Genomic DNA, 20,966 nt, shown 5'->3' on the forward strand with positions numbered 1-20,966 from the left:
GTTTTGAAACTTAAGCGAAAGAAATGAATAAACGTAACACCCAACAACGGCGGCATCTTATAGTCAGTCAGCTACAGCAGCAGGGCGAGTTGTCGGTTGAGCAACTGGCCGGGCAGTTTAATACCTCTGAGGTTACTATTCGCAAAGATCTCACCGTACTGGAGCAAGCCGGTTTGCTGTTGCGCCGTTATGGTGGTGCCGTACCGGTACCGCAGGATTTTGTCAGCGATTCCAGCTTAGAGAAAGTTTCAAAGCGAAAGCTGGCAATCGCTAAAGCGGCTGCCAGCCTGATTAAAGATCACTACCGCATTATTATCGACAGTGGCCGCACTACAGCGGCGTTATTGCCTGAACTGGCGGCAAAGCGTGGCTTAGTGGTAATGACAAACTCACTGGCCATTGCCAATGCCCTGCGTGAGCTGGAAAACGAACCCACGCTGTTAATGACCGGCGGCACCTGGGATCCGCAATCTGAAGCTTTTCAGGGCCAACTGGCAGAACAAATGCTGCGCAACTATGATTTTGACCAGCTATTTATTGGCGCCGACGGTATCGATTTAGCCCGTGGCACCACCACCTACAATGAGCTATACAGCTTAAGCCGGGTAATGGCAGAAGTCGCCCGCGAAGTTATTGTAATGCTGGAGTCCGATAAACTGGGGCGCAAAATTCACAACCTTGAATTGCCCTGGGCGATGGTAAAAGTGCTGATCACAGATGAAGGCTTATCGTTAGCCGACGCCAAACAAATTGAACAACAGGGTGTTAAGGTAATTCGGGTTCAGGCCTGATTCACTGCCACACCTTAACGTAACATTATAATATTTAAGATTTCCGGAGAATAATTATGTGTGGAATAGTCGGCGCTGTAGCGCAACGGGATGTGGTGGATATTCTGGTTGAAGGCCTGCGCCGTCTGGAATACCGTGGTTATGATTCGGCCGGTGTGGCCGTGGTAACCGGCAGTGGTGAACTTACCCGCCTGCGCCGTTTAGGCAAAGTAAAAGAGCTGGCCGATGCCGTAGCTGAAAAGCCGGTGATTGGCGGCACCGGTATCGCTCATACCCGCTGGGCAACGCATGGCGAGCCAAGCGAACGTAACGCCCACCCGCATGTTTCCAGCAAGATTACTGTAGTGCACAACGGCATTATTGAAAACCACGCACCACTTCGTGAAGCGTTGAAAGCCAAAGGTTATGTGTTTACCTCCGACACCGACACCGAAGTTATCGCCCATTTAGTTGAAGAAGAACTAAAAAGCGCCGGTAGCCTGTTAGCCGCAGTACAAAAGTCAGTTAAGCAGTTGCATGGTGCTTACGGCACTGTGCTGCTGGATAAAACCGACGCCAGCCGTGTTGTTGTTGCCCGCTCCGGCAGTCCGCTGGTTATTGGTTTAGGTATTGGTGAGAATTTTATTGCCTCTGATCAACTGGCACTGCTACCGGTAACGCGCCGTTTTATCTTCTTGGAAGAAGGCGATGTAGCCGAAATTACCCGCCATAGCGTGCGTATTTTTGATAGCAACGGCAACGCGATTGAGCGTGAAGTGCATGAGTCTAATGTAAGTTACGACGCTGGCGACAAAGGCCAGTACCGCCACTTTATGCTAAAAGAAATTTACGAGCAGCCAAACGCCATCAACAACACGTTGGAAGGCCGCTTAAGCAGTGATTCCGTAATGGACGAAACCTTCGGCAATGGCGCGGCCGAGCTGTTTAAACAAGTAAAACACGTACAAATTGTGGCCTGTGGCACCAGCTATCACTCCGGTATGGTGGCGCGCTACTGGTTAGAGTCTTTGGGCGGCATTTCCTGTAACGTTGAAATTGCCTCAGAATTCCGTTACCGCAAATCGTTCGTGCAGCCAAACAGCCTGCTGGTCAGTATTTCCCAGTCTGGCGAAACGGCCGATACCTTAGCGGCCCTGCGTCTGGCCAAAGAAGCCGGTTACGTTGGCAGCTTAACCATTTGTAATGTGGCTGGTTCATCATTGGTGCGCGAGTCGGATCTGGCCTTTATGACCCGTGCCGGCGTCGAAATTGGTGTAGCCTCAACCAAAGCCTTTACCACGCAGCTAGTGGGCCTGGCCATGTTAACGCTGGCAATTGGTAAATATAACGGCTTAACTGCTGCGCAGCAGCGCGAGCTGACAGAAGCGCTGAAAAGCTTACCGGCTAAACTGGAGCAAGCTCTTACGCTGGCGCCACAAATTGAAGCTCTGGCCGAAGAGTTTGCCGATAAACACCACGCACTGTTTTTAGGCCGTGGCGATCAATACCCTATCGCAATGGAAGGCGCGTTAAAGCTAAAAGAAATTTCGTACATTCACGCTGAAGCTTACGCTGCCGGTGAGTTAAAACACGGCCCGCTGGCGCTTATTGACGCCAAAATGCCAATTATTGTAGTAGCGCCAAACAACGACCTGCTGGAAAAGCTGAAATCGAATGTTGAAGAAGTACGCGCCCGTGGCGGTATTCTGTATGTATTCGCCGACGCTGATGCTAAATTCCAGTCAGACGCTACCATGCGGGTAATCAATGTACCGCACGTCGCCGATATCCTGGCACCTATCGTCTACACCCTGCCACTGCAGTTACTCAGCTACTACGTTGCTATTATCAAAGGCACCGACGTAGACCAGCCACGTAATTTGGCTAAGAGTGTAACCGTAGAATAATTTACGGTTAAAAATAACAAGGCCTGTGGTCTGACAAAATAATTCTAAAATTGCCAAAATAGATCTAAATTTCAGCTTCTGCTGTTTATCTAACTAATTGATAATCCTAGTGACCTTGGATTTTCGCAACAGGTCACTTGCATTTTAACGAGGAGAACAACTGTATTTATTTAAAACTATTTTGTCACTAATTCTGATTTTTAGCCGCAAATATGCGGCATTCAGGACTAATCAATTTAGATCTATTTTGGTAGCCAACAAGGCCTGTGGTCTGACATAATAGTTCTAAACAAGACAAAATAGTCTTAAAGCGTGGCAGCAAAGAACTAAACAGAACAAAATAGTTGTAAACCATTAAAGTCCGGTTATGCTGTTTAAAAAGCATACTGGACTTTTTTTATGGCTAGAGCGCAGCAATCGCTTTCAGAAACTGAAATTGCCCGTCGCATCAAGAATGGGCGCGGCCAAGGTCATGGACAGCATTATAAACCCTGGTTTCATATTCAGGATGTCCCTTCAGATGGGCGTTCTCATCGTATTTACTCTCATAAAACGCGACGGGTTCATCATCTGCTTTCCGATCTGGAATTAGCAGTTTTTCTTGTGCTTGAATGGTCGTCCGACATTACAGATATCAGGGAGCAATTCCCTTTAAAGCGAGATGAAACCCGGGCTCTCGCAGCAGAGCATCAACTGAGACATCCTTCTGTCCGTGGTGTTGACCAAGTGATGTCGTCAGATTTCCTTGTAGACGCTACTACTGGTCCTGACAGGCAGTTCGCTATTCAGGTGAAGCCAGTGAATGAGTTAGCCAAGCCTGAGATTATCGAGAAGCTTGAGCTGGAAAGGCGCTACTGGCAGTTAAAGCAAATCCCGTGGTTTCTGGTCACCGAAGAAGAAATCGATTTGGTGATAAAGCAGAACATGTTGGCTACCAAAATAGATCTAAATTGATTAGTCCTGAATGCCGCATATTTGCGGCTAAAAATCAGAATTAGTGACAAAATAGTTTTAAATAAATACAGTTGTTCTCCTCGTTAAAATGCAAGTGACCTGTTGCGAAAATCCAAGGTCACTAGGATTATCAATTAGTTAGATAAACAGCAGAAGCTGAAATTTAGATCTATTTTGGCAATTTTAGAATTATTTTGTCAGACCACAGAACATCGAGTGGTTATATCCAACAAAAAGTGATGCTGCTGTTGATCCGGCATTGTTAGCTCAGCTGCCTTTTTTATCTAAGGCATTTAGCAAAGCTCAGGACTCGAAGGTCATTGATATTTGTAAACATCTGGATACCGTATATGAGCTTGAGCTCGGCCATAGCTTACGAGATGTTCGGACTTTGGTTTCCAATGGCTTTATTAAATTTAAGATCAATAAGGCGTTTCGTTCTGTGAAGGCATCAGAGCTCAGGTTCTGTCAGTTTGAAGATATGGAGGCCTTGTTGCATGTGGCAAATCAATGAGGTGCTACGATTTGACGAAAAGCTTTATCGTATATTAGCTGTTCATCCCGGAGAGCTTGTCTGGATCCAAATTGATAGTGATAAGGGGTTACCTGAATTTATTCTTGAACTTAAGCTGGTTTCCTACCTGTATGACGGACGGTTGTTAAGAAGTGCGGATCCCTATGGATATCTGCACGATGAAGAGCCCGAAGTTGGTTCTGTTTCATTTAATCGACGTGAAAAAGCGCTTGCCATTATTCAGCCTGTGATTGTTGATGAGAATTGCTTTGAGACTAAAGCGAGAGCGAGACGAGTCACTGAAGTTGCGGAATCAGGTTTGGCTACCAAGGCAACAGTGTACAAATTGCTCCGAAGGTACTGGCAGCGAGGCCAGAAGCCCAATGCTTTATTACCTGACTTCAAAAACAGTGGAGCCCCGGGGAAATCCAGAGCGGCATCAGGCACAACAAAAGTTGGCCGTAGCCGGTTATACGGTGATGGTTCAGGTATTAAAGTCACTGTCGATGTTGAACGAATATTTCGGGTCAGTATAGAAAAGCATTTATTAACTCAGAAAAAACTTAAAACAACGGTCGCGTATCGTCGTTTCAGGGATTTGTTTGCACAATTCCATCCTACAATGCAGCCTGAAGATTATCCTACATTACGGCAGTTTCGGTATTTCTATAACCGGGAGTTTAAGAAGCCACAGCGGTTACTTGAAAGCACGAATCCCGGCAACTACAAAAAGGATATTCGCCCTTTAACCAGCACTGCAACTGCCCATGTGCTGGGCCCTGGCAGCCGATATGAGATTGATGCAACTATTGCTGATATTTACCTGGTTGCAGATGACGACCGCAGTAAAATCATTGGCAGGCCTACCCTTTACATCGTGATTGATGTGTTTAGTCGAATGATAGCTGGTTTTTATATCGGTTTTGACAATCCTTCCTATGTGGTGGCTATGCAGGCTGTGGCAATTGCCTGCACTGAGAAGGTAACCTCATGTAAGTCTCTTGGTATAGATATCACTCCAGACGAATGGCCATGTGTTGGTTTGCCTGATGTTATTTTGGCTGACCGCGGTGAGATGATGAGCCATCAGGTGGATGCGCTGATTAAGGGGTTTAATCTGCGGGTTGAAAGTGCACCACCGAGACGTGGTGACGCCAAAGGTATTGTTGAAAGTTGCTTCCGTACTCTTCAGGCCGAATTTAAACCCTATGTGCCTGGTGTTGTTACTGGTAACAGAGTGAAAAAACATGGAGAGCGGGATTATCGTCTTGATGCCGTAATGACGATCACTGATTTCGCCCAAATAATGCTGAAGACTATTCTTTTCCGAAACAACTACCATGTGATGGATAAGTACGATCGTGATGCGGACCTGCCTGCTGATATCCCTTCAATTCCAATTCATTTATGGAACTGGGGCATGCAGCACAGGGTTGGTAGTTTAAGGCAGGTTGATTCTGAGCAGTTAAGGATTGCTTTGTTACCACGGCAAAAGGTTAGTATTTCCCAATATGGTGCAAATATGTGGGGTATCTACTACAGCTGTCCAGAATTTCTTCGAGAAGGATGGCTACTGCGAAGCCCAGATATTCAGCGTTCTCAGAAACTGGAGGCTGCTTACAACCCAGGTTCTGCAGATACCATTTATCTGTTTCCACAACCTGGTAGCCGGACCTACTGGACTTGTACTCTTACTGACCGCAGTCGCCAATTTAGAGGCCTGACATTCTGGCAAGCTTGGGAGCTTCAGGCACAGCAGAAACATAACATGGCAAATGCCAGGTTGGATGAAGATGCAAAACGGCGGGAACTGGATGCTTTTATAAAAGAGAAAACTACCAGTGCTATCCGAGCAACTCCAGCCATTAAAGAGTCAGGCCAAAAGCGTATTGCGCAGATCAGGGGTAATAAAAAAGAGGCACGTGAAGCTGAACAGTTACAGCGAGCCAGGCCTGAAAATGAAGTAAAAGACAAAGTGCTTGCACCAGTGATTCCTCTGTGTGAAGCCGAAGAGGACTACAGTCTGCCAAGCTACGTTCCGGACTTGTTTGGTGACCAAGATGGAGAACCTGAATGAGCGCAACAAAAATTGATGCCGTCTATCGGGACGCCGATGTTACAGCTTATAAAGGCAATCCGTTTATTGAGGCTTTGCCGCCACTGCAGGAATCTGTAAATAGTGCTGCAGCTCTGCGTTCGACGTCACTTTTCGATGCGTCAGATCTGCAGAAACCAAGAGTTGTTCGCGCCCACAGTATTTGCCGTATCACCAATGACTTTTTCCAGCCGCTAGGCTCTCACATGCTGCTGAGTGAGCGTGTTTCGCTAATGATTCGTGGTGGTTATGTTGGTCGTAACCCTAAAACAGGTGACCTGCAGCGACACTTACAAAATGGCTACGAAAGAGTTCAAAGTGGCGATTTGTCTAGCTTCAGATTTGAAGAGGCGAAATCCACAGCTCAAAGTATGCTGCTGATTGGTTGCTCAGGCAGTGGAAAAACAACGTCTTTAGCGCGCATCCTGGACACCTATCCTCAAGTCATTTATCACCCGACTATGAATTTTGAGCAAGTTGTTTATCTGAAAGTGGACTGTTCACACAATGGTTCGCTTAAAGAAATTTGCCTGAACTTTTTTCGGGCGCTGGATAAGGCGTTGGGCTCGAATTATGAGAAAAAATATGGCCTCAAACGTAATGGTATTGAGACTATGATGGCACTGATGGCTCAGATAGCCAACGCCCATGCGGTAGGTTTGCTCGTTATTGATGAGATCCAGCATTTAAGCCGGGTGAAATCTGGTGGCCCGGAAGCGATGCTGAATTTTTTCGTGACCATGGTGAACACCATTGGTGTGCCAGTCATGCTGATTGGAACGCCTAAAGCCAGGGAAATTTTTGAAATTGATCTCAGGTCAGCCCGACGCGGTTCAGGTTTAGGTGCGATTTTTTGGGAACCGATGAAACAAGGACCCAATGGTAAGCGTAACCCTGAGTGGGTTGCCTTTACCGATAACCTCTGGAAGCTGCAGTTATTGCAGAGCAAGGATTTGGTGTTGACCGGCGATTTACGGGACCTTTGGTATGACCTGAGCCAGGGCGTTATGGATATCGTTGTTAAGCTTTTTGTGTTGTCTCAGTTAAGAGCCTTGGCTTTGGGTAAGGAGCGACTCACTCCTGGCCTAATGAAACAGGTATATAAAGACGAGCTAAAACCTGTTCATCCTATGCTGAAGGCTCTTCGATCTGGCGTTCCGGAAAAAATTGCGCAGTATTCTGATTTGATGCTGCCTGAAATGGATAAGAGACTTATTCAATTGCAAAGGGACATTGCTGGCATGAAAGTCGAAACCCCAGAGGAGTTAGCACTCAAACAACTGGCAACAGACGACGAACGCAGAATCTACCTGATGCTCAAAGACGATTACGACTCAAGCCTGCTTGTAGCAACGGTGCGCAAAGCATTTGCTGAGAATCCTAAACTAATTCGCCCCCAACTGTTGCCAGTAATTTTGAATTGGCTGTCAGATGGTGACAGTCCGGTTAAATCAGAACAACCGAAAATACATGTTAAAAATGCTAAGCCTGATCAATGGGATAGTTTGGCTAATGACGATCTGCGCTACATCAGCTCTCAGAAGCAATCCGCAGCAGCTATGCACTCGGCTTTGGGCACTAAAGGTTTGTTATTTGATTTGAGGAGATGGGTGAGTTAAGACATTGTCGTAAGCAATCTCCCAGGCTGTGAACGGCACTTGAGGTGTAACTTTGTGCCAAAAGCGGTCAAAAATATTTTTCGAGTTCAAAAGATCTATCCAGCAAAGTCTCTAAAACTACTGATTACATATCCAGCAACCGAGCATGAGTTAAATTTAGGATAACAAGCGTACAGAAAGTATGGACTTTGTCGGGGCCGTTTTTAACCAGTTAGGGAAAATAGTTTGCAAAGTAGGTATTTTGGCCTTACGGTGGGATAAACAAAAATCAGTATATCGGGCCAGAGAAATTTCCGGTTTGCGGGCTTTCTGCCTTCTATTAAACTTTTAGATCCTGAATAGAGAAGAAAAATTATATGATTTTACCTCCAAGAGAAATACTAAATAACGACACGCATTACTATTTTAAAACTGAAGCCAACCTCTCACTAGAGCATCAGTTAAAAAAGATAATATTTATCTGTAAAAAACTAGAGGTGCTTTTAGATGAACAGGAGCAATCCCCTTATTGGTATCTTGCGAAACCAGAAGACCTGTACTTGGTCGAGTCGCTAATTAGCAATTATTCTATACTGATTGAGTACTATTACTCTTGGATTATTTTCTCTTTTATAGGTACTGTTAAGCATTCAAAATCGACGTATAAGCCAATACAAAGGTGCGAAAGTGAAATCAATAACGCCATATCAAAAATTTTTGAAGAGCACTCCATTGGGACTTTGAAAATCCGCAACATTGATGGGTATAAAGAAATTTGCCGGGAGGCTTTTTTAGATGCATTTGATTTTCTTTTTGTGGGGAAGTTTCATGAAATATACGTCATAAATAACTTTCTAAAGCATAATCGCATCCTTGGATCTTATGCACCGAAGGCAATGCACAACGGGGAAAAAATATCAATTCCTTACATATATATAAGAAAGCCTAGTTCTTTACTATTAAACAAGTCAGTAATGAAATGCTTTTTTGATTACAAATTAGACAGTGGCGCAAAAATAATTTCAGAAAGTAATGATTATTATATTAACCTGTTTAATGAGAGTAGCCAAAAAATTGGCATGTTAGGCGGCGTTGATATTTTTACTGTGAATGGTATTGATTATATTGTATCTGAGGACTCAGTTGGTCTGCCGATAGAGTCGATGCTAAAAGTTACATATGACCTGTGTTCAAATATCATTGAAAAAAAAATTAAGGTTAACGTTGGTGCGGTTACATTAATCAACTCTCTTGAGCATTTAGTTAAGACAATTAGAGAAAGAGAACCTAAAACACTTGGTCGTCTATTGAATGACTAACAAGTTGCTGCTATAGGAAGTACTTACGCTTCGCTCTGGTACACCGAAGAGCAGATCATTAATGTCCGCAGTTTGCGTTTAGTTGGTCTCTGAGATAATTGTTCGTCTGATTGGATATTCTGAAAACTACTGCTAGCGTTTCATATCGGAGTCCTGTTGCAAGCCATCAATGCGACATTTATTGCGTTACCAGATTGTTTGAATGCTTCGGTGCTGAAATCGTTGGAAAAATACATAAACAGAATGCCTTCTCCAAAGCCTGAAAACTGAATAGGTCCAGAGAAAAGTTACGCAAATTTGAAGCCAAATAAGATTTTTCGAAGAAAATAAAAGGATTAATAGACACTAATTCAGTCATCACACTCTATATTTAATTGTTTACACTCGTCGACTGAGTCAGTAGCCATGCTCAACTTTCCGGTTCCCTACCCAAATGAACTGATTTATAGCACAGTAGCTCGAACTGGCACTTATCTGGGTATATCCAGCCCTAAACAGCTACTGGATGAGATATATGGTGATCGCAAGGTGATTGCCACTATGGATCTTCCTTGTCATCTGCAGGCTATTTCTAACCAGCTGAAAAGAACTGGTCGGTATTCTGTTGATGAGCTGGTTTATCAGCACACACTATTCCCGCTTTATGCCCCTTTTGTTCCTGAAGAACACAGGCTCAAGGCATTGAAGATGATGGCCGCAAGCTCTCAGGGTGCTGTTCACTTAATGCTTGGTGTTGCTGCTTCCCGAGTTAAATCAGTACATGGGTTCCGCTATTGTGCTGCTTGTGTGCAGCAGCAACTAAAGACGTACGGGGAATGTTACTGGTTGCGCGAGTGGTATTTTCCTGGTCTTGGTGTTTGTCCTGACCACGGCCCATTAACTTTGCTATCTGAAAACATAAGCGACCATAGGCATTTATTTCTACCTTTGCAGCAAGCTCTCAGTAAACCACAAAGCTGCGCCGAAGTTAGTTCTGAGCAGATGGCTCTTGCATGCTTAGCTCGCGAGTTAATGCAGTTGTCCCCGGGGACATCGCCATCATTTGAACAGTGGACAGCGTTTTATCATGATCTGTCTGCTGATTTCGGGTTCTCCAGAGGAAAACAAGTTCTGCACGATCGGGTCTACAACCATATCAAGCAACAATTCTCTGTTCGAACCTTGTCTGAACTACATCTGCACGGCCCTGTTAGTGAAAGCTTTTGGCTCAGATCGATGTTTCGAAAGCACCGTAAGGCCTTTAGTTATCTGGAGCATTTAATTGTATGGGCTGCCCTGTTACCTGGAATGACGCCTGCTGAAATTCTTAACCAGGTGCGGAAATTAGGCGGCAAGGTTTGGCCAGCATTGGATCTGACTCGAAGTATTGATACTCCAAAAGTGGTCGATACGCCAAAACGAGAAGCTTGGAAAAGATTGGCCCTGGAACGAGGCACTAAAGCTGCTCGAAAGACCGGACCCGGGGGCGCTCTGTACGCTTGGTTATACCGAAATGACAGAGCTTGGCTAATGGAGTTTAACAAGCAGCATAAATTGCCAAGAGATTTGCCGAGCCTTAAAGTTAACTGGCATCGACGAGAGCTGGCTGCGATTAGACAGTTGCGTAAGCTGCTTGCAGATACTGAACCGCATTATACCGGCCCGAGGTTTTCCGCAAACTACCTTTTAGGTCGCTTACCAAATCACAGCACTATAGAGAAAAATCTTGATAAATTACCACTGGTTAGGATGTATTTGCAGCGGTACACTGAAACTATTACCGAATATCAGTTAAGGCGATTAGCTAATACTTGTTTTGGGCTTTACCAAAACCCCGGACTATTGAAGAAATGGGTTGTACTGCGTAAAGCAGGATTGAGCAAAGAGCGGCTGACACCAGATACTAAAAGGGTGTTGAAAGAATTGCAGTTGTTTTGACAGGGGTTGGCTTGACGAAAATCAAAGGATTTGGCGACGATTCATTAGTGGTACATATCGGTGACTTTTTCCGCTACAACAATGTGGCTGACTGGTCGCTTGCCTTGTGGTGTCGTCCTATTCAAGACAAAAAGCACACGCGTTTGGCAAATATCCCCGTTATCAGTCGGGGAAAGTTGATTAACAGCCAAAAACGACAATCTCGCCGTGTGGATCGAGTGTTCACTTTCAAACCTGGTTATCAGATTTCTGCTAGCACCTTGTCCGCGTTTCCAGAATTAAGCGCTTTCCAATCGGTCAGAGATAAAGAGGGCATTCAGAACGCATTCTGTTTCGATGGCGGAAAAGGTGATTTGGTTGTATTACCGCAACTTGAACTCGCGCGAGCCATTTTTCTGGTGAACTCTTATCTATGTCGCGCTTGTCTTAGCAGTGCAACCTTACAATTAGAGTTTGATGTACAGACGTATCCGGATCGAAACCATGTTGACATCCATGTGCTGAAAACAAGCACTTTTCCTAAAAGTGCTTTTAATCAAAGCGGCACCAAGCGATTACTAGCATGGCTACTCACTGACCCCACAGCAATGGCGTCCTACCAAAGTATTTACCGTCATTATCAGTTAAATCGGGAGCTGAAAGGGGCGCTGGAGAGTTGGCGTTTTAGTTTTGAACCACCACCAATGACCAATTGGCAACTTCATGTCAGGGGAAGGTACAACACAAGTAAAAGTCATTATTTAATCGAAGAAATCATCGGTATCGTGTTTGATGTTGATATTCCAGACCGCGTTGCATTTATTAATTCTGCCTTTGTTAAAAAAGAGCAAAATGAGGAAGGTGTCCGTGCTGGCTCTGGCGGTGTGAACTGGCAAGATAGTGCTGATGAGTTTGAGGTCGATGACGAAGAATCCGCCTCTGACCAAAACGAAACCTTAGTTTTAGAGGGAGATTTATCTTGGGTCAGTTTCACCAAGCCATTTGATGTCTACAAACAAGAGAGAGTAAAAGACAGCAGTAAGCTAATTATGGACGAGCTTACTGATAAAGAAGCCGGCCGGGAGGTTAGTACAGATGAACCCCACCAAGGAGGTACTCTGCCTGCCGCAGATGTTGGGGGAAAACAGGATGTCACCGATCGAGAGCGACAGTTTGCTAGTCGCTTTAAGAGCTTTGATCACATGATTCAGGTGTTAGTTACAAAGTACAAATGTTCAATATTACAGCAAGAAACGCAGTCTCTGCCAAAAATAGGTCGCAGCAAACAACATCAGCTTGAGGATGGTTCGGCTCGGGCTATTAAAGCCGTCAGGATTCGTTATAAAGCAACTGAGGCTGTACTACTGGAAGTAGATACTTCTGATGGAATTAAGATGCTTTCAACCAAAGTGCTATTTGGCTCTGAACCGCAGGATTGGATTGACCATTTCCTGCAGATCCGCAAGGGAGTTGTCGCAAAATCAATTAGCTGGCCAAATGAGTTATTGGATAGCCTGTTTGGCGAGCGTAACCATGTTGGCATCAACCATCCGAAGCATCAGGGGGCTGAGGCTGGGAATATTCCGTTAGAGTCTATTGAAAGCTGGGCGTTGAGGTTTCTGCAGAATCTGTGATCGACTTCGAATTACTGTTATCCATGACCGCATCTATCATCGTATGCAGAGCTTTACGCAGAGTTGCGTATTCTGAGCCTTTTAATTTTTGAATCTTAAGAAGTAACTCTGTTGTTGCTGGACAATGTTCCGTGGCAAGTCCTTCCCTGTGAATGATATTCATGCAGTGAATAATTGATTCCGCTGATGGAGCAATCTGCCCTCGAAGGTACTTCGATACCTGAGACTGATTTTTCCCTATTAATTCACCGAACTCCTCTTGTGATTTCCTTGTTAATTCAAAAGCTTGTTTGAAAATCGAGGTTGATGACTCGTTGTTTCTGATGTTCATTTCTTTTGAGCCCAATAATTCAATAACGCTATAGAAATTATGTTGAAATTGAATTATAATTTGAAAGGTTGTCGATTCGCAACAGCTTCGTTACACTTAAATCCCGACGGTGCGAAGCAATAAAAATAATGACTAAGCTGAAGGCACTCAGGAGAGCAAATGGCACGTTCTGATTTAGTTTTGAATCTAGTTAAAAACGGAATTAAAGGCGATATTCCAAGATTCAAAATGACCGTCGAAGCAATTGCAGCTGATGCATCTGCCCGACATCACCACAGCTTTGCCGAGCGAGTGCGTAGTTTATTGTCTGAAGCCGATTCATTCGGTCCAGACTTATCTGGTTCACCTTCATTCCTCGATAGTTCCGATGCTAATGCCAGAAATGTCTTTTTTGAGTTGCGCGCTGAAAAAACGATAGATGACTTGGTGCTGCCTGACGATTTGCGCGAGCAGTGCACAGAGCTTTTCGAAGAGCACGCCAGAAAAGATCTACTTCGGTCTTATGGTGTTGAGCCCAGGCATAAAATTCTGCTTTTTGGCGCCCCAGGAAATGGTAAAACCTCATTGGCGGAAGCCATTGCAAATCACTTGATGTTACCTTTTTACGTTGTGAGCTATGAGGGGATTTTCAGCAAATATTTAGGTGAAACTGCGCAAAAGCTTGATGCTCTGTTTGATTTGGTCAGAAGTCGGCGCTGTGTTTTATTCTTTGATGAATTTGATGCAATAGGGAAAGAGCGTGAAGACGAGAATGATAATGGTGAAGCCAAGCGAGTCGTTAACGCTTTGCTGAAACAAATCGATAACTTGCCTAGCCATGTAGTTGTGATTGCGGCTACAAACCACCAGTCTATGTTAGACAAGGCTATGTGGCGTCGTTTCCAAATTCAGTTAAGCATACCTAAGCCAGATCAGAAAATGGCTGAGCAATGGTTATCTTTGTTCCAACAGAGAACTATTCAAGATATGGGCGTCCCTTTAGCTGAGATTGCAAACGTCATGAGTGGCTTTAGTTTCGCTGAGCTTGAATCCTTTGCACTAGAGGTAAGAAGGAAATTTATATTATCTTTGCCAATGAGTGAGCGTAATGTTTCTGAAATTACAATGAAGGTTCTTGATCGTTGGAAAAATAAGTACAAACCGGAATAAAAAGGTGATAGCTTGGTGTAAGCTAAGTTCATTATGTTGTTGAAAGCATATGGATAAACACCCTCATTTAATATTCCCTCCTCCAGTTAATGGAACGCCACCAAAACCTCCGCGTCCTCGCCTAACCATCCATAAACCAGGCGCAGCTCAGCAATATCAACGATTTGATGAGCGATTCAAAGAACTCAATCAGCAGTTTGCTGAATTTTCTGCTTTGAAACAAAGTACAGATGGATTGGTACCTGAAAGAGTATTGGTTTTAGAGGTGATCGGTAGCATCGCTAATTTTGAGAAAGCCATAAGAAATGTTCCCGGCTTTGAGTTTCTATTAAGCACTGTTGGTGATGAGGTTGAAGATGAATTTGTCTATCTTTTAGATGATGATGGAAAACGCATTGGCTCAACAACTACCTTGTACATAACCATGAGCAACCGACAAGGTCTGGCTAAACTGCTTAGTATATGGACTGAATATAAAGAGAGCGGACATATTCCCCGAGGCTTAGCCAAACTCCGTGATGCATTTCTGCAGTTGCATGATTTAAGGTTCTGGAACTCTTCTAACAGAATTAAAAATACAGGTCTTTTAGACGATTGGTACTACCGATTGCAGCATGATTCTGCTGAGTTCATTCCTTTTGAGGCTGAGCTTTGGTTCAGAGAAAGCTCTTCCCATCGTCAACAAGTTGAAGGTCGCATAAAAAAGCTTATCCAGGACTGCGGTGGCGTTTTTGTTAATCGATACGTTTTTGAGGAAATCCGATATCACGGGGTATTAGGCCGCATCCCGAGGCAGCATGCTCAATCAATAATTGACTGTCTTACAGAGAATGATCTAATCAGGTGTGACGATACTATGTTTTTCAGGCCTGTTGGACAATGCTCAGCAGGTGTCAGTGATGACTTCGGTGAAGATCAACCTCAATTAAATTTCCCAGAAATAGAAGATGACTATCTAACAGATGATACCTTACCAGTACTAGCTCTTTTTGACGGATATCCCTTTACAAACCATGTGGCACTAAAAGACCGATTAATAGTTGATGACCCTGACCAATTAGAGAGTCGTTACTTTAACTCTGGCGAACAGAGCCATGGTACTGAAATGGCATCACTTATTCTGCATGGTGATATGGGGAATGAAACAGGTTATCAACCCTATACGCGTAAGGTTTATGTCAGGCCAATTATGGCTCCTTCGGACACATTTGTTGTAAGTCGAAGACGGCAGGAAACAATACCTGAAGATATGCTGCCTTTGGATTTGATTCACCGAGCAGTTAAGCGCTTATTTGAACCTGAAGACGGATTCTCTGCCGCTGCGCCTTCGATAAAGGTTATCAACTTATCTGTCGGTGACATGTTCCGTTTGTTTGACACAGAAATGAGTCCTTGGGCGAAAATGCTCGACTGGTTATCGTATAAATACAACGTACTCTTTGTTGTTAGTGCGGGTAACCACAACAAGCGTATTGTTCTTAAAGATATTTCTGAGGATGCGTTCAAGTGTTTAAGTGATTATGACCGTGAGCGCCTCATACTTTCTGCACTTCATCAAGACAGGCATAGCCAGAGAATGATGTCGCCGGCTGAATCGATCAATGCGATTACAGTAAAGGGCTATCACTTCGACAATTACAGCGGTGACATTCATCCCAATCTTATTGATCCACTTGTGACACCTTATATGGTTAGTCCATTTAGCCCAATTACTTTGGGTAAAAATTTTTCAGTAAAACCTGAGTTGATGATGCCTGGTGGTCGCCAGATGTACACAAACAGGACTTATTCGCAAAATCAGCCCGTAGAATTGATTCCGCGAGCAGCGAGCTCACTCGGACCTGGGCAGAAGGTGGCTTGTGTAGGGCCTCATCCCGCAGATATAACTCGTTATCATTTTACGACCGGCACAAGCAATGCAGCAGCGTTATCGACGAGAAGGCTTGGCTTTTTGTATGAAACATTAACATCGCTAAAATCAGATGCAATAGCAAGAGCTGCTTTATCAAAAGCTCCAGATGCAGTCATTATGAAGGCTATGCTTATTCACGGAGCCCAGTTTTATCCGGAACCCAAAATTCAACTAACAGAACTGTTTAAAACCGAAGAGAAGACAAATACTTTTAAATCGGATTTAAACCAGTTTCTAGGTTTTGGGGTAGTAGATGAAGAGCGTATTCATTCATGCAACGATCAGCAAGCAACGATGCTGTATACCAATGAGCTGGAACATGAAGGTAGCCACGTTTACCAGTTTCCGCTTCCATTATGTTTAAACGCTACCAACGTAAATCGACGAGTCATTGTTACCTTAGCGTGGTTTGCTCCAACCAACCCTGCATCAATCAAGTACAACGGAGCCAAGCTTTGGGTTAGTGGTGCAAATAAACAAGATCTTCAGGTGCCTGAAGGCGATTACTATCACTCTCATACTCAAAATGGGACTGCATTTCATGCTGTATATGCAGGAAAAAAAGTGTCAGATCTCTCAGTCGGAGATTTGCTAACAATCCAGGTGAATTGCAGAGAGAGGGCTGGAGTGACTGGAAAGTCAATTCAATATGCGTTGATGGTAACTGTAGATGCTCCTGGCAGTAAGTTACCAATATATAGCCAAGTTAAGCAAAGGGTTGATTCTCTTATTAATACCAAGGTACAAGTTTAGTATTGACTGATACAAACATACTATATGATGTAAGCAGATAGGAATTTACATGGATTTAATAAATCGTGCTGGCACTGCTTTAATGCAGGCTATCTCTGAAAAGGTCCCATTAGTGCTGATTCTTGGCCAAGATGGGTTAACTGATACCTCGATAAAAAATACTATTTTTCAGCATTTCGGGTTAGATACCACCACTGAAGCTCGTTGGTCGAGCCTTTTAGATAAAATGCCACTACCTGATGATTTTTACTTATGGCTACAAGAGCGTTATAGCCGATATCCCGCAGTTACTTGGGCTACACATGTGAGTAAACTGCCTTGGCATGCAATATTTACTTCAAGTTTTGATCCAAATCTTGTTTCAAGATTTAAGACGACATCTAGAAGTCCTCAAGCCGTTCTTACTTCTATAGAGACGCCGCCAGCGTTTAGAAGCCTTTCTAGAACACCAATATACTATTTGTATGGAAAGGCTGGTTCATCTGATGCTGTAGCTCAAGCACCTATTTCTAAACCACAATTAAGAGCTCGGCTATCTAAGCATACAATACCAATGTTGAACCGAGTACATGATGTTGCAACCGCAATAGGAATCATAGTTATTGACGGGTACGAGCCATTCAAAGACTGGCTAGACTTAGATAATATTCTGACCCTTATTGAGCAAGCTCCTGATCAGCGAGTGTTATGGTTTGGCTGGAAAGCTGATGATACAGATGTGCCTCATGAACTATCCGAACTCGTCTCAAGAGGAAAGATTGTTGTTGATCCTCTTCGGTTAGGTGAGTTTTTAGCTCAATCTGAAGTTCTTGGAAAGCTTGAATTGTTTGCTACAGAGCATTCAATGGAACCAAATGTAATATCATTTGGTGGTGATCGTAAGATGTCTATCCCACCTGAGTTAAGGATTCAGGTGGAAGCATCATGCTATGTGGTTGATGATTCATGGATGGATTTCTTAGCTCCGCTAGGTGAAGACTCTATTTATAATTCCTTTGTTAAGTTTCATGGTGAATTTGATGGACCAAAAGGTGTAGTCAATGGAGTTCGACGTGGATTTACTATCGTCCGGGATTATGAAAAAAAGTTGAACGATCTAGTTAAAGAAGGGGTTGAAAACCACTCAAAGCTCAAAGAACCAGTTGTTCTTCATGGGCAATCTGCAACAGGAAAAAGTATCAGCCTTGCTCGATTAATTCCGATAATAAAGGAAGACCATAAAGCGGCAATTTTGTACACAAACACTAGATTACCACTCGCCAGCGAAATATCTGAATTTTGCGAGTTAGCGGAACGAAATGGCGCATCAGCCACTTTGTTAATTTGCGATTGCAATGTTTCAGCCCATAGATATAGAGATTTATTGGCGACCATTCGTAGCCGCGGAAGACGTGTGATTGTTGTTGGCTCGTCATATCGTGTTAATGATGGGGTTAAACTACCTAGAGAATTTGTTGAGGCCAATAGCGAACTTTTACCATCGGAGCAAACCAAACTAGTGGATCTGATTTGTAAATTTGTTGGGGCTTCACATAAAATAAAGGTGGGCAGTGACAGGAATGTTCTTGCTACTCTGTACCGAGTCTTACCCTCGACAAAATTTAAGATATCGTCTGGCCTAGGAAATGAAGCTAGATATACTGAGCAAGAGCTACGGAATCGGTCGAGAAATACTGATCAACAGAACTTATCACCAATAGCACAACAATTAATAGCTTTGGGACTTGCCACTAATGATTCCGTCACTCTTGAGAATCGGCTAGCGAACCTGTTTGATGATAGAGACAATATTACTGCACGTTTGGTAGATCTCGTGATGGCTGCAGGACAATTAAACTGCAGTATTCCTTTAAATCTTCTAATAAGCGCATTAAATCTAGCTGATGGCGGAAATGCGCTAAACATTGCAAACTTGTTTCGTGGAATCGATCTTTTCCGATGGAAATCATCTGATGCTGGATCAGAGGATATATTAGTTGCACCTCGTTTGACATTAGAGGCTGAAATTTTATGTAGAAGGCGATTGTTGACCTCGGATGCTGAAGCAAAGCAGCTTTTATTTCTTATAAAAGCTGTAAGGTCTCCGTTGGAATATGAAGAAAGTGGTCGCCGATTTCTCGTTGATTTGTTGCATAAACTTGGCCCAGACGGGCCACTTAAAGCCCGTTATAGTGCTAATTACGTCGATATAGGTCGAGCGTTAACAGCTCTGAGATTAGATAACGGCATACTTGATCCTCGCCTAATGCTACAAGAGTCTACATTGCGTAGGAGTGCTATTCGTGAGGAAAAAGTAAGCCTTGGGGAGGTACCTGCGATCTTAGAGGAAGCTAGGGAAGCTGTGCAATCCGCCATTGATTTCTTGGATAAAAAGCCAAATCGCGTTGCAACCCGAACTAGAGCTCATTTAATAGTTGAGCGAGCAGCAATTTTTGCGTTTCTGGCTGTGAATGAGAGTAAGAAAGTCGGAAATACGGAAACTGCAGTTTGGTCAGCTTATATGTCTGCAAGAACCGCATCTCAGATGGCTATAGGTGTCACGGAAGCTTACAATCCCCTAGATGTTGCTTTATGGACTGCCGCAGATCTTCTCAAACAAGCTAATCTCTCTGATATTCACAAATTGGAGTTGTATGCTGATATTTTTTCAGTGTTGGACAGAATCGACCCAAGCTCATTATCTTTTGAAAGCCAAGAGCGATTCAACACTAGGCAATTTATATTAGGAGATTTGTTAGAACTCCCCAGTCTTTCGGATTCCGCACTTCAAGCATTAGAGCGAGACGGATCTGCAGCTGGTATATTTCTTAAAGCTCGCCAAATAGGGCCATCCAAAAAAAATCAAGACAGTGAAGCATATAATAGGACAATGGCAGAACAAGCATCTGAATACTTATTATCTGAGTGGAATAGAGTGATCACTGACGAAAGATGTTTACGCTATTTATTGTCTTGTATTTGGATTGCGTCCACAGGTCAATGGCCTTTAAGAGGCGAACGACAAGTAATTCCAGATAAAGAAGCCCGCAGAAAGATTTATCAATGCTTAAGTGCATTGCGTAATTTAGGATGTTTTGATCGGGATTTCTCCCTTCTTTATATTGAGGCCGTTTTTACATGGCTAGATTACGATGAAGGTGTTGCAATTCGTTTATGGAGAGAGCTATCGCAAGAGTCTGAGTACATCGATTCGCGAAGAGTGGTTAAGCAATTGATACTCGCAGATGATCATGGCAGAGTCTCAGTGTTTAGTGGGCGCGTAGATTCGGAACTCGCTCCAGGCCGTTTTGCTGTTTTGGTAGAGTCTCTTGAACGCAGGATTTCAGTTCTTGAACGTGATTTTATAGAGCAAGATCTCCAATACGGGCGGACTCTGTCTAAATTTGGTATTGCATTCAATTATATTGGCCCGATAGCGGATCCTTTGCACCATGAGGTTGGGCGGCCATGAAATTTACACAACTACATGCTTCTTATACGGTGCTATCTGAAGGTATTCGAGTTAATGTTGCTCGAGATGCTGTATCCAATATCAACGTACGTCCGCCGTCTACAGCAGAAAATGAAGTTGATTTTCTAAGATTGGTTACTTGGTCATACGCAGTTCTCTTTGAATCAGGTAGGGTGAGTTTTAATGTGATTTTAGGCTTACCTCCATTAAACAATAGTGTGTTGTCTATTGAGAAACAGGCTAAAACAAAGAGCACTGTCCAAAAGTTGAGAACTTGGCTTTTTCATAATATTGGTTTTGAGAAAGATCGAGAGATGGAGATTCGGTCAGAAGTTTCAGGATGGTTTATATCTTGTTGCCAATCGTTTAGTCCAAATACTCCTGAGCATTGGAGGATGTGTTTTGACAGATTATGTGATGATATGATTGAAATAATTGAGTATTGTCATCAGGTCCTTGCATTCGTTTTAAGCTCACCGATTGATAAAGAGGCTATAATTGCAACTTGGAAAAAAAGGTTACAAAGAGATTGGGATGCACACGAGTTTGACAAGCTCATTTCTGATTCAGCTTTGAGATTGGGGGCAGTGGACTTCCCCTAATTTCATAGACACTCATTAACCTCGTTGAGATTAGCTTTTTCCTCATAATCTGCCGGTGATAACTGCCCTAAATGACTGTGT

Annotated in this window: 14 protein-coding genes; 13 read left to right on the forward strand and 1 reads right to left on the reverse strand. The window is 43.6% G+C overall.

Annotated elements, in window-relative coordinates; all coding sequences use genetic code 11:
• The first annotated feature begins 23 nt into the window (after nt 1–23).
• The 9 genes from M2404_RS19530 to M2404_RS19570 all read left to right on the forward strand — a co-directional run bounded on the left by M2404_RS19530 (nt 24) and on the right by M2404_RS19570 (nt 12,687).
• Entirely contained in the window at nt 24–791 is a 768-nt protein-coding gene (locus M2404_RS19530) for a DeoR/GlpR family DNA-binding transcription regulator (RefSeq protein WP_259241619.1), read from the forward strand.
• A gap of 56 nt (nt 792–847) precedes the next feature.
• The gene (gene glmS, locus M2404_RS19535) at nt 848–2,677 is read left to right on the forward strand and encodes a glutamine--fructose-6-phosphate transaminase (isomerizing) (RefSeq protein WP_259241622.1); all 1,830 of its coding nucleotides are present in this window, start codon (nt 848–850) and stop codon (nt 2,675–2,677) included.
• 399 nt (nt 2,678–3,076) lie between these two features.
• Nucleotides 3,077–3,631 (forward strand): TnsA endonuclease N-terminal domain-containing protein, encoded by a 555-nt coding sequence (locus M2404_RS19540; protein ID WP_259241624.1) that lies wholly within the window; start codon nt 3,077–3,079, stop codon nt 3,629–3,631.
• Nucleotides 3,632–3,842: 211 nt separating this feature from the next.
• Nucleotides 3,843–4,145: a TnsA endonuclease C-terminal domain-containing protein gene (locus M2404_RS19545; RefSeq protein WP_259241650.1), complete on the forward strand. Its 303-nt coding sequence runs from the start codon at nt 3,843–3,845 to the stop codon at nt 4,143–4,145.
• Nucleotides 4,129–6,222, forward strand: coding sequence for a DDE-type integrase/transposase/recombinase (locus M2404_RS19550; RefSeq protein WP_259241626.1), 2,094 nt, complete (start codon nt 4,129–4,131; stop codon nt 6,220–6,222). Before M2404_RS19545 ends, M2404_RS19550 begins: the two co-directional genes overlap by 17 nt.
• Nucleotides 6,219–7,859 (forward strand): AAA family ATPase, encoded by a 1,641-nt coding sequence (locus tag M2404_RS19555; RefSeq protein ID WP_259241628.1) that lies wholly within the window; start codon nt 6,219–6,221, stop codon nt 7,857–7,859. The genes M2404_RS19550 and M2404_RS19555 overlap by 4 nt, the downstream gene beginning before the upstream one ends.
• A gap of 356 nt (nt 7,860–8,215) precedes the next feature.
• On the forward strand, nt 8,216–9,157 hold the full coding sequence (locus M2404_RS19560; protein WP_259241630.1) for a hypothetical protein: 942 nt from the start codon (nt 8,216–8,218) through the stop codon (nt 9,155–9,157).
• 405 nt (nt 9,158–9,562) lie between these two features.
• Nucleotides 9,563–11,074 carry a TnsD family Tn7-like transposition protein gene (locus M2404_RS19565; protein WP_259241634.1) on the forward strand — a complete coding sequence of 504 codons (1,512 nt, stop codon included), beginning with the start codon at nt 9,563–9,565 and terminating at the stop codon, nt 11,072–11,074.
• Between the two features lie 11 nt (nt 11,075–11,085).
• Nucleotides 11,086–12,687, forward strand: a complete 1,602-nt coding sequence (locus tag M2404_RS19570) for a Tn7-like element transposition protein TnsE (RefSeq protein WP_259241636.1) — start codon at nt 11,086–11,088, stop codon at nt 12,685–12,687.
• Here M2404_RS19570 and M2404_RS19575 read toward each other — a convergent pair.
• Nucleotides 12,647–13,018, reverse strand: coding sequence for a helix-turn-helix domain-containing protein (locus tag M2404_RS19575; protein ID WP_259241638.1), 372 nt, complete (start codon nt 13,016–13,018; stop codon nt 12,647–12,649). The two genes, M2404_RS19570 and M2404_RS19575, sit on opposite strands and share 41 nt — an antisense overlap.
• Before the next feature lie 159 nt (nt 13,019–13,177).
• On the opposite strand from M2404_RS19575, the gene M2404_RS19580 reads away from it, so the two are divergent.
• Genes M2404_RS19580 through M2404_RS19595 form a run of 4 tightly spaced genes read left to right on the forward strand, consistent with a single transcriptional unit; the run spans nt 13,178 to nt 20,885 of the window.
• A complete protein-coding gene (locus M2404_RS19580) occupies nt 13,178–14,167 on the forward strand; it encodes an AAA family ATPase (protein WP_259241640.1) in 990 nt (329 codons plus the stop codon).
• Between the two features lie 49 nt (nt 14,168–14,216).
• Nucleotides 14,217–16,832: a S8 family peptidase gene (locus M2404_RS19585; RefSeq protein WP_259241643.1), complete on the forward strand. Its 2,616-nt coding sequence runs from the start codon at nt 14,217–14,219 to the stop codon at nt 16,830–16,832.
• A 49-nt stretch (nt 16,833–16,881) separates the two neighbouring features.
• The gene (locus M2404_RS19590; protein ID WP_259241645.1) at nt 16,882–20,283 is read left to right on the forward strand and encodes a hypothetical protein; all 3,402 of its coding nucleotides are present in this window, start codon (nt 16,882–16,884) and stop codon (nt 20,281–20,283) included.
• Entirely contained in the window at nt 20,280–20,885 is a 606-nt protein-coding gene (locus M2404_RS19595; RefSeq protein WP_259241648.1) for a hypothetical protein, read from the forward strand. Before M2404_RS19590 ends, M2404_RS19595 begins: the two co-directional genes overlap by 4 nt.
• Nucleotides 20,886–20,966 lie beyond the last annotated feature (81 nt).

This window comes from Rheinheimera pacifica, from assembly GCF_024809855.1.
Taxonomy (GTDB): domain Bacteria; phylum Pseudomonadota; class Gammaproteobacteria; order Enterobacterales; family Alteromonadaceae; genus Alishewanella; species Alishewanella pacifica_A.

What these genes read in the sequence shown, in the direction of transcription:
- M2404_RS19585 (WP_259241643.1), top strand. Translation starts at nt 14,217, where the DNA reads ATGGATAAACACCCTCATTTAATATTCCCTCCTCCAGTTAATGGAACG.
- M2404_RS19595 (WP_259241648.1), top strand. Translation starts at nt 20,280, where the DNA reads ATGAAATTTACACAACTACATGCTTCTTATACGGTGCTATCTGAAGGT.
- M2404_RS19530 (WP_259241619.1), top strand. Translation starts at nt 24, where the DNA reads ATGAATAAACGTAACACCCAACAACGGCGGCATCTTATAGTCAGTCAG.
- M2404_RS19540 (WP_259241624.1), top strand. Translation starts at nt 3,077, where the DNA reads ATGGCTAGAGCGCAGCAATCGCTTTCAGAAACTGAAATTGCCCGTCGC.
- M2404_RS19560 (WP_259241630.1), top strand. Translation starts at nt 8,216, where the DNA reads ATGATTTTACCTCCAAGAGAAATACTAAATAACGACACGCATTACTAT.
- M2404_RS19555 (WP_259241628.1), top strand. Translation starts at nt 6,219, where the DNA reads ATGAGCGCAACAAAAATTGATGCCGTCTATCGGGACGCCGATGTTACA.
- M2404_RS19565 (WP_259241634.1), top strand. Translation starts at nt 9,563, where the DNA reads ATGCTCAACTTTCCGGTTCCCTACCCAAATGAACTGATTTATAGCACA.
- M2404_RS19590 (WP_259241645.1), top strand. Translation starts at nt 16,882, where the DNA reads ATGGATTTAATAAATCGTGCTGGCACTGCTTTAATGCAGGCTATCTCT.
- M2404_RS19550 (WP_259241626.1), top strand. Translation starts at nt 4,129, where the DNA reads ATGTGGCAAATCAATGAGGTGCTACGATTTGACGAAAAGCTTTATCGT.
- M2404_RS19580 (WP_259241640.1), top strand. Translation starts at nt 13,178, where the DNA reads ATGGCACGTTCTGATTTAGTTTTGAATCTAGTTAAAAACGGAATTAAA.
- glmS (WP_259241622.1), top strand. Translation starts at nt 848, where the DNA reads ATGTGTGGAATAGTCGGCGCTGTAGCGCAACGGGATGTGGTGGATATT.
- M2404_RS19575 (WP_259241638.1), bottom strand. Translation starts at nt 13,018, where the DNA reads ATGAACATCAGAAACAACGAGTCATCAACCTCGATTTTCAAACAAGCT.